This is a genomic window from Micromonospora chalcea (genome assembly GCF_002926165.1).
Taxonomy (GTDB): domain Bacteria; phylum Actinomycetota; class Actinomycetes; order Mycobacteriales; family Micromonosporaceae; genus Micromonospora; species Micromonospora chalcea.
The window spans coordinates 90,301-99,639 of sequence record NZ_MAGP01000086.1; the positions used below are offsets into that span (position 1 = coordinate 90,301).

General features: G+C 70.4%; 9 protein-coding genes. 6 read left to right on the plus strand and 3 right to left on the minus strand.

Annotated features, from left to right (window positions below; genetic code table 11):
- Nucleotides 1–60: 60 nt before the first annotated feature.
- Together BAW75_RS09010 and BAW75_RS09015 are read left to right on the plus strand one after the other, a co-directional pair.
- Nucleotides 61–561 (plus strand): SigE family RNA polymerase sigma factor, encoded by a 501-nt coding sequence (locus tag BAW75_RS09010; RefSeq protein WP_043326656.1) that lies wholly within the window; start codon nucleotides 61–63, stop codon nucleotides 559–561.
- Nucleotides 554–1,426: a hypothetical protein gene (locus BAW75_RS09015; protein ID WP_104113252.1), complete on the plus strand. Its 873-nt coding sequence runs from the start codon at nucleotides 554–556 to the stop codon at nucleotides 1,424–1,426. Before BAW75_RS09010 ends, BAW75_RS09015 begins: the two co-directional genes overlap by 8 nt.
- Before the next feature lie 43 nt (nucleotides 1,427–1,469).
- Here the strand turns inward: BAW75_RS09015 and BAW75_RS09020 are convergent, their stop codons facing one another.
- Nucleotides 1,470–3,053: an acyl-CoA carboxylase subunit beta gene (locus tag BAW75_RS09020; RefSeq protein WP_013284052.1), complete on the minus strand. Its 1,584-nt coding sequence runs from the start codon at nucleotides 3,051–3,053 to the stop codon at nucleotides 1,470–1,472.
- 72 nt (nucleotides 3,054–3,125) lie between these two features.
- Here BAW75_RS09020 and BAW75_RS09025 point away from each other — a divergent pair, with 72 nt between their 5' ends.
- The gene (locus tag BAW75_RS09025; protein WP_043330645.1) at nucleotides 3,126–3,998 is read left to right on the plus strand and encodes a biotin--[acetyl-CoA-carboxylase] ligase; all 873 of its coding nucleotides are present in this window, start codon (nucleotides 3,126–3,128) and stop codon (nucleotides 3,996–3,998) included.
- 142 nt (nucleotides 3,999–4,140) lie between these two features.
- A complete protein-coding gene (locus tag BAW75_RS09030) occupies nucleotides 4,141–4,710 on the plus strand; it encodes a PH domain-containing protein (protein ID WP_104113253.1) in 570 nt (189 codons plus the stop codon).
- Between the two features lie 63 nt (nucleotides 4,711–4,773).
- On the opposite strand, the gene BAW75_RS09035 is transcribed toward BAW75_RS09030, so the two are convergent.
- A complete protein-coding gene (locus BAW75_RS09035) occupies nucleotides 4,774–5,466 on the minus strand; it encodes a GtrA family protein (RefSeq protein ID WP_043326646.1) in 693 nt (230 codons plus the stop codon).
- Nucleotides 5,467–5,528: 62 nt separating this feature from the next.
- Nucleotides 5,529–6,065 carry a GtrA family protein gene (locus BAW75_RS09040; protein WP_043330644.1) on the minus strand — a complete coding sequence of 179 codons (537 nt, stop codon included), beginning with the start codon at nucleotides 6,063–6,065 and terminating at the stop codon, nucleotides 5,529–5,531.
- Nucleotides 6,066–6,556: 491 nt separating this feature from the next.
- On the opposite strand from BAW75_RS09040, the gene BAW75_RS09050 reads away from it, so the two are divergent.
- Nucleotides 6,557–8,398: a phosphoenolpyruvate carboxykinase (GTP) gene (locus BAW75_RS09050; RefSeq protein WP_104113254.1), complete on the plus strand. Its 1,842-nt coding sequence runs from the start codon at nucleotides 6,557–6,559 to the stop codon at nucleotides 8,396–8,398.
- A gap of 40 nt (nucleotides 8,399–8,438) precedes the next feature.
- Nucleotides 8,439–9,284, plus strand: coding sequence for a hypothetical protein (locus tag BAW75_RS09055; RefSeq protein WP_104113255.1), 846 nt, complete (start codon nucleotides 8,439–8,441; stop codon nucleotides 9,282–9,284).
- The last annotated feature ends 55 nt before the right edge of the window (nucleotides 9,285–9,339 follow it).

A 9,339-nucleotide genomic window follows, 5' to 3' on the forward strand; every position in this document is an offset into this window, starting at 1 on the left:
GGGCAACCGCACCAGGCACGCCAGGCGTGTCCCCTGCGACCGTCACTCGGGAGGTAGCAGGTGCCGGACGTCGACGGATTCGACGAGTTCTACCGGGGCAGCCGACAGCGGCTGCTCGGCTTCGTCTACGTGCTCACCGGCGACCTCGCCGAGGCGCAGGACGCCGTGCAGGAGGCGTACATCCGGGCCTGGCAGCGGTGGTCCACAGTGCGCGGATACGACGACCCGGAGGCATGGGTGCGGGTGGTGGCGAGCCGGATCGCGGTGAGCCGCTGGCGCAGCCTGCGCAGCCGGGCGCGTGCCTATCTGCGCCATGGCGCCGAGGAGAGCATGCCGGCGCCGAGCACCGACACGGTCGAGGTGGTGGCCGCGTTGCGGCGGCTGCCCGAGGAGCAACGCGTCGCTCTCGCGCTGTACTACCTGCTCGGCATGCCGGTCGCCGAGGTGGCCCGGGAGACCGAGGCCCCGGTCGGCACCGTCAAGGCCCGGCTGTCCCGGGGCCGAGCCGCCCTGGCCGAACTGCTCGCGGTAGTGGATCTGGAGGAGCCCGCCGATGCGTGACGACGACCTGGCGTTCATCGACGTGATGCAGCGGGACCTGCGCAACGTCCGCTGGGCGGAACCGGCCGAGCTGCGGGAACGTGCCCGGCGCCGCAGCCGCCGCACGGTGGCCGCCGCGGCGGTGGCGGTGCTCGCACTCACCTCCGGGGCCGCGTTCGTGGCCTCCGGGCGTGCCGCCTCACCGGCGCGGGCCCCGGTCGCCGCCAATCCGTCGGCGACGCCGTGGAGCGCCACGGAGGTGCCCGCCGAGGCGCTGCTGCAACCGTCCGACGTGCGGCCGGCCGGCACCACGCCGTGGAACGACTCCGGCCTCGACGAGGAGATCCAGCTGGACAAGATGCTGGAGGTCTGCCGGCAGGAGCAGGGCCTGCGGACGGAGTGGGTGAAGTCCCGCTACTCGCGGTCGGTGACCCTCCTGCGGAAGCGGCCGGGCGCCGGTGACCAGTCGGCCCCGCAGGCGGTGGTCCTGCAGGATGTGCACCGGCTGGCGCCGCAGGACGGCGAGCGGCTCTTCGACGAGCTGCCCGAGCTGCTCGCGCCCTGCCGCACGTGGCGGTTCACCGGCCCGGTGGAGTTGAAGGGCAAGCGGGTCCAGGCGGAGGTCGTCCACTCCTGGCAGACGGTCGACAGCGGCTTCGCCGGCGACGAGTCGGTGCTCGTGCGGCACGCCGTCGGGCAGGGCCGGCGGCTGGACACCGGGGCGCGGCTCGGTGACGGGACCCCGCCGAAGGAGCAGGTGGTGGTGCGGGTCGGTGACCTCGTCACGGTGCTGAGCACCGGACCGGGCGGCGACGAGGTGACACTGCGGGACCTGGCCCGGGTCGCGGCCGAGCGGCTGTGCCGCGCCACGAACCCGGGCTGCTGACGCCGGTGCCCCCGCCACCGAGGCGGCGGGGGCACCCGACGTACTACAGCGGGATGTTGCCGTGCTTCTTCGGCGGCAGCGTCTCGCGCTTGGTCCGCAGCACCCGCAGCGCCCGCACGATCTGGGTACGCGTCTCGTGCGGCGGGATCACGCCGTCCACGTAGCCGCGCTCGGCGGCGATGTACGGGTTGGCGAGCGTGTCCTCGTACTCGGCGATCTTCTCGGCCCGGACCGCGGCCGGGTCCTCGGCGTTCGCCAGCTCCGAGCGGTAGAGGATGTTCACCGCGCCCTGCGCGCCCATCACCGCGATCTGTGCGGTCGGCCAGGCGAAGTTCAGGTCGGCGCCGAGGTGCTTGGAGCCCATCACGTCGTACGCGCCGCCGTACGCCTTGCGGGTGATGACTGTGACCTTCGGGACGGTGGCCTCGGCGTACGCGTAGATGAGCTTCGCGCCGCGCCGGATGATGCCGTCCCACTCCTGGCCGGTGCCGGGCAGGAAGCCGGGCACGTCCACGAAGGTGAGCACCGGGACGTTGAACGCGTCGCAGGTGCGCACGAACCGGGCCGCCTTCTCCGACGCGGCGATGTCGAGCGTGCCGGCGAACTGCATCGGCTGGTTCGCCACCACGCCCACCGGGCGCCCCTCGACGCGACCGAAACCGACCACCATGTTCTGCGCGTACAGCGGCTGCACCTCGAGGAACTCGCCGTCGTCGAGCACGTGCTCGATGACCCGGTGCATGTCGTACGGCTGGTTGGCCGAGTCCGGGATCAGCGTGTCCAGCTCCCGGTCCTCATCCGTGACGTCGAGGATCGCGGGCGCGTCGAACACCGGCGGCTCGTCCAGGTTGTTCGACGGCAGGTACGACAGCAGCGCCTTGACGTACTCGATCGCGTCCTCCTCGTCGGTGCCGAGGTAGTGCGCGTTGCCGCTGCGGGTGTTGTGGGTACGGGCGCCGCCCAGCTCCTCCATGCCGACGTCCTCGCCGGTGACCGTCTTGATCACGTCGGGGCCGGTGATGAACATGTGCGAGGTCTGGTCGACCATGACGGTGAAGTCGGTGACCGCCGGGGAGTAGACGGCGCCGCCCGCGCACGGGCCCATGATCAGCGAGATCTGCGGGATGACGCCGCTGGCCCGCACGTTGCGGAAGAAGATCTCGCCGTAGAGCCCGAGGGACGTGACGCCCTCCTGGATCCGCGCGCCGCCGGAGTCGTTGATGCCGACGACCGGGCACCCGATCTTCATGGCGAGGTCCATCAGCTTGACGATCTTCTCGCCGAAGACCTCGCCGAGGGAGCCGCCGAAGACGGTGAAGTCCTGCGAGAAGACGCAGACCTGCCGGCCGTCCACGGTGCCGTAGCCGGTCACCACGCCGTCCCCGTACGGGCGGGTCTTCTCCAGCCCGAAGTTGGTCGAGCGGTGCCGGGCGAACTCGTCCAGCTCGACGAACGATCCCTCGTCGAGGAGCATCTCGATCCGCTCGCGGGCGGTCTTCTTGCCCCGCGCGTGCTGCTTCTCGACCGCGCGTGCCGACCCGGCGTGCACCGCCTCGTCGAGCCGTCGCTCCAGGTCCGCCAGCTTGCCGGCGGTCGTGTGGATGTTGAACCCGGTCTCGGTAGTCACCCGTGGAATATAACGATGGTTCAGGTGTCTGAGGCTGTGCAGTACGCCTCATCCGGGCCGTAGGCTGGCGTGATGCCCGGCTCGCCGTACACGGATCTGGACCGACCGCCGCTCTCCGCGGCCCGGCTGCGGCGCGCGCTGGTCGCGCCGAACGGGCCCTGGCGACGCTTGGAGTTGCTGGCCGAGACCGGCTCGACGAACGCCGACACGGTGGCCGCGGCGCGGGGCGGCGAGCCGGAGGGCCTGGTGGTGGTCGCCGAGCGGCAGACCTCCGGCCGGGGCCGTCGGGGCCGTGTCTGGCAGTCGCCGCCGCGCGCCGGTCTCGCCACGAGCGTGCTGCTGCGGCCCGGCGAGGCGGTCCCCGAGCGCGGCTGGGCGCCGGTGCCGGTCACCGGGTACGGGTGGCTGCCGCTGCTCGCCGGTGTCGCGCTGGTCGAGGCGGTACGCCTGCTGGCCGAGCTGGACGCGCGGCTGAAGTGGCCCAACGACCTGCTGGTGGACGGCGCGAAGTGCGCCGGCGTGCTGGCCGAGGCGGTGCCGGGGGAGAACGACAGGCCGCCCGCGATCGTGGTCGGTGTGGGGCTGAACGTGACGCTGCGCGCCGACGAGCTGCCGGAGAACCCGACCGGGCTGCCCGCCACCTCGCTCCAGCTCGCCGGCGCCACCGCCACCGACCGGGATCCGCTGCTGCGGGCGCTGCTGCGCTCGCTCGCCGACTGGTACGAGCGCTGGCGTGACGCCGGAGGTGATGCGGAGGCCAGTGGGCTGCGCGAGGCGTACCTGGCCGGGTGCGCCACCATCGGTCGCCAGGTTCGGGTGTTGCTGCCCGACGGCAGCGAGGCGCACGGCACCGCGACCGGGGTGGACGCCGACGGGCAGCTCCTGGTGGAGACGAATGCCGAGACGCTGCGGCTGGCCGCGGGAGACGTGCTGCACCTGCGGTGAAAGGAAGGGCCCCCTCTTAACGCCTCCGGTAGAGGAAGGGCCCCCTCTTAACAACCACGGGCAGCCGCCCGCGCGGCCGATGCCGACGGGATGCGCCGACCGGTTACGGTCAGCGCGTCCTGTTCTGCGAGGAGGTTCCCCCGTGGCGTTCCCCGAAGACGTGCTCACCGAGGACGAGCACGTCGTGTTGCACCTGCACCCGCACTGGAAGGCCCTGATCCGGCCGATCCTGGTGCTCGTGCTCGCCGTCGCGGCGGTCGTCGCCGGCTGGATTCTGCTGCCCGACGGCAGCGGCGGCACCATCGCGCTCTACGCCCTCGCGGTGGTCGCCCTGGCGCTGGTGCTGTGGCTGGCTCTGTGGCCGTTCCTGGTCTGGCGCACCACGCACTACCTGTTCACGAACGAACGCGTGCTGCTCCAGCAGGGGGTGCTGTCGCGCAACCGGCGGGACCTGCCGTTGACCCGGATCAACGACCACGCCATGAACCAGCGCTTCGTGGAGCGGCTGCTCGGCTGCGGCACGCTGACCATCGAGTCGGCGGGTGAGCGCGGCCAGTCGGTGCTGCACGACGTGCCGGGCGTGGACCGGGTGCAGACGAAGCTGTACGAGCTGGTCGAGGCGCACCACGACAAGCACAGCCTGGGCGACGGCGAGATGCGCGAGATCCTCGCCGACATGGCCGAGGGCAAGTCCCTGCGCGACCAGCCCTGACCGCGCCGCCGACCGAAGAGGGCCGGCACCCCCGGAAGCGGAGGTGCCGGCCCTCTTCGTCGGTCAGCGGCGCGCGCGGCGGGGCTGGAGTTCGGCGGCGAATTCGGCGTCCAGGTCGGCGCCGAGCGCGCCGCCGAGCCCGGCGTCAGCAGGTGCCGGACGGCCCCGGGGTGGCGCGTAGTCGGGTCGCCCGGCGCCCGGGGGAGGTTCCTCCTCCTCCAGCTCGCTCACCGACTCGGCCAGCTCGGCCACCGGGTCCATCTCGGCGACGTTGTCCCACTCGTCACGCGGCACCGAGTGCCAGGTCTCCTCGGCGTGCTTGGGCACCGGCTGGAAGACGAACGTGCGGTAGGACCAGAAGCGGAACAGCGTCGCCAGCAGGACACCGATGGTCTTGGCGACGTTCAGCGCCAGCAGTCCGTGTACGCCGAGGCCGTACTTGGCCAGGGCCAGGACGCCGAGTTCGATGACCAGGCCGGCGCCGTTGAAAAGGAAGAACAGGACGTATTCCCGCCGGAGTGCCGATTTCGGCCGATCCCGGTACGTCCAGTGACGATTCATCAGATACGACGTGATCGTGGCGACAATCGTCGCGATCACAGTCGCTTTCAGCTGACCGTCGCGGAAAACCGTGAGTGCCAGGGCATTGAACACCGCGTAATTGATGACGGTGTTGATGCCGCCGACGATGCCGAATTTGAGCGCCTCGTGGATGAACTTCTGCCAGCGCTCGGGCAGCAGACGGACTCCAGGCATGCGGAACACCTTAGGCAGTGGGCTGGGCCGGCTCGGCCCGGCGGGTCGGGATGGGCGGTTCGTCACGCCCCGGACTCTCGGTCGTGGCTCGTTGCCGGAACGGGTGGTGTTCCCGCGTCGACGAAGACGAACCGTCGGTACGACCAGAACCGGAAGAGCGTCCCGAGGCCGGTGCCGACGATGAAGCTGGCGATGTTGTCGGCCAGCGGGGTCTGGAACACCGCCGGCCAGACCGCGCCCAGCCCGTAGTGGCTGACCGCGAGACTTGCCACCGCGATACCGAGACCGACCGCGTTGAAGAAGAAGAACAGCGCGTACTCCCGGGCCGGGTTGGAGCGCTGCCGGTGCCGCCAGGTCCAGAACCGGTTGCCGAGGAACGCGACGGTCGCCGCGATCACCGTGGAGATGGTCTTCGCGGCGAGCGGCGGCATGTCCCGGCCACTGGACAGGAAGTTGAAGAGGACGAAGTCGACCACGAAGGCGAAGCCGCCGACGGTGGCGAACTTGCTCAACTCGTGGATCAGGTGACCGAAACGGTCGAGTAGTGCTCCGATCGGACCCCGACGGGTCTGCGGAGCCCCCGGTTGGTCCCCGGTCATCGTCGCGGCCACCCGCCGAGAGTACCGGTTGTGGGGTACACGGGCGGACCGCAACGGCGAGTCGGCCACGACGGCTTCGTCGTGGCCCTCGCGGCCGGGCCGCCCGGGTCGGGGATCTGTCGCCCGTTCTCGATGTCCGTGAGCAGAGGGTAACCCGCTGTGTGAATCTGTGGAGCCCATCACGGAATCGTCTTTCACGACATGTTCGTACGCTTCCCCGCGATCGGGCGTCGCGGTCACTCCGGGGACGGAGCGGGCCGTCGAAGGTTCACCGCAGGATTTGCGTGAAACTGCGCGCGAAAGCGGGTATCAGATCGTGAAGCCGCAGCGTGGCCGTACCTTGTGCAGTTCTTCACAACCAGTCCCACTGACTGGCGAGGCAGTCCGGTTTACGCTGAGCCCAATCCCAGGTTTCCACGAGGCGGCGTACTTGCCCGCCAGAACTCGTGCACCCCATAGATCGGTCAGCGTCGACCACAAGGAGAAGTGACATGGTTGCTCCGGCTGCTGTTCGGGGTATCGATCAGGCCCCGACGTCCCACCCCAAGCTGCTGGCCTGGGTACGTGAGGTCGCGGAACTGACCAACCCCGACCGCGTGGTCTGGGTGGACGGGTCTGATGAGGAGTGGCGCCGTCTCACCGACGAGCTCGTCTCAAACGGCACCCTCATCCGGCTGAATCCCGAGAAGAAGCCCAACTCGTTCTACGCGCGTACCGACCCCACGGACGTCGCCCGGGTGGAGGAGCGCACCTTCATCTGCTCCGTCGACGAGGCGGACGCCGGCCCCACCAACAACTGGATGGCGCCGGCCGAGATGAAGCGGACGATGACGGAGCTGTACCGCGGCAGCATGCGCGGGCGCACCATGTACGTCATCCCGTTCTGCATGGGTCCGATCGAGGCCGAGAACCCCATGTTCGGCGTCGAGATCACCGACAGCCCGTACGTGGTCGCCTCCATGCGGATCATGACCCGGATGGGGTCGGCGATCCTGGAGGCGATGGGCGACGACGCCGACTTCGTGCACGCGCTGCACTCGATCGGCGCGCCGCTGGCCCCGGGTCAGCAGGACGTGGCCTGGCCGTGCAACGAGACGAAGTACATCTCGCACTTCCCGGAGACCCGGGAGATCTGGTCCTTCGGCTCCGGCTACGGCGGCAACTCGCTGCTGGGCAAGAAGTGCTACTCGCTGCGTATCGCCAGCGTGATGGGGCGCGACGAGGGCTGGCTGGCCGAGCACATGCTGATCCTCAAGATCACCTCGCCGGAGGGCAAGGTCTACCACATCGCCGGCGCCTTCCCGTCCGCCTGTGGCAAGACCAACCTCGCCATGCTGGAGCCGACCATCCCGGGCTGGAAGGTCGAAACCATCGGCGACGACATCGCCTGGATGCGGTTCGGCCAGGACGGCCGCCTCTACGCGATCAACCCGGAGTACGGCCTGTTCGGTGTCGCCCCCGGCACCGACTGGAAGACCAACGCCAACGCCATGCGGACGCTGGACCGCGGCAACTCCATCTTCACCAACGTGGCGCTGACCGACGACGGCGACATCTGGTGGGAGGGCATGGGTGAGCCGCCGGCGCACCTGATCGACTGGAAGGGCAACGACTGGACGCCGGAGAGCGAGAACCTCTCCTCGCACGCGAACAGCCGCTTCTGCACCCCGATCACCCAGTGCCCGATCCTGGCCGACGACTACTACGACCCGAACGGCGTGCCAATCGACGCGATCCTGTTCGGCGGCCGTCGGCGGGACACCATCCCGCTGGTCACCGAGGCCCGCGACTGGGTGCACGGCGTCTACATGGGCGCCACGCTCTCCTCGGAGACCACCGCCGCCGCCTCCGGCGCGGTCGGCGTGGTGCGTCGTGACCCGATGGCCATGCTGCCGTTCATCGGTTACAACGCCGGCGACTACTTCCGGCACTGGATCGAGATGGGCAAGGGCGCCGACGGCGACGAGGCCAAGCTGCCCAAGATCTACTACGTCAACTGGTTCCGCAAGGACGCCGAGGGCAACTTCCTCTGGCCGGGCTTCGGCGAGAACTCCCGCGTGCTCAAGTGGGTCATCGAGCGGTTGGAGGGCCGGGCCGAGGCGGTGGAGACGCCGATCGGCATGGTCCCGGCGCAGGACGCGCTCGACGTCGAGGGTCTGGACATGACCCCGGAGGACGTCCGGATCGCGCTGAAGGTCGACGCGGACGAGTGGCGCGACGAGCTGCCGCTGGTCACCGAGTGGTTCGAGAAGTTCGGGGACAAGCTCCCCGGCGTGCTCTGGGCCGAGCTGGACGCGCTGCGCGCCCGCCTCGACGCGGAGCCGCAGAAGTAACAGGTGTGCCTGTTGCCCGCGCCGGGCAACATCGGATGCCATGAGGACGGCCGCTGAACCTGTCGAGGTCCGGCGGCCGTCCGCCGTCCGGGCGCTGACCACGCTGCTCGCCGTGACCGCGGCGGCCACCGTCGTGGTCGAGCTGCTCAACTACTGGTACGCCCCGGAGCAGGAGTTCGGTCTGGCCGTACGCACCGGCTGGGCGATGCTCCGATCGCTCGGCTTCCTGCTGCTGATCGGGCAGGTGAACAAGGGCCGGGTGGGCGCCCGGCCGTTCGGGCTGATCCTGGCGGTGACCACGATCTTCGCGGTCGGGCGGCTGATCGTGCCCCGGCAAGGGGTGCCCGCGCTGCCCGGCCTGATCGGGTTCGCCGTGCTCACCGCGCTCTGCGTCGCCGTGGTGGTGCTGCTCTACCGTTCCGAGGCGATCCGCGCGCACCTGGTCCGGCACCGCAAGGGCCTGGTCGTCGAGGGCGGGACGATCGCCTGGCGGGAGATGACGCCGAAGCGTCCGCAGGCGAACGGCTGGCTGCTCACCGCCCGGGTCGCGGCGTTCACCTACAGCCCGCTGATGCTGGTGCCGGCGCTGGTGGCGACCGGCGCCGTGCCGGACGGGCGGCTCGCCGCCGTACCGGCATTGATCTTCTGGTTCGGCGCCGGCATCGCGGTCAGCTACGCCGTGCTGTTCTGCACCGCGTTCCTGCTGCGCGACAAGGCGTGGGCCCGGAAGGGCCTGGTGGCCGTCACCCTCGGCGTCCTCGCGATCGACCTGCCCCTGTGCTGGTGGCTGCTCGGCGCCGACGGCCTGATCCGCGACGGCGCCCCGCTGGTCACGGCGGCAGCCCTCTGCGTCTGGTCGCTGTACCGGGCCACCCGGTCCCGTTGATGCCCGGGGTGGGGGCCGGCAGGGGAGGATGAGGGGGTGTGGGACGTCGTGGTGG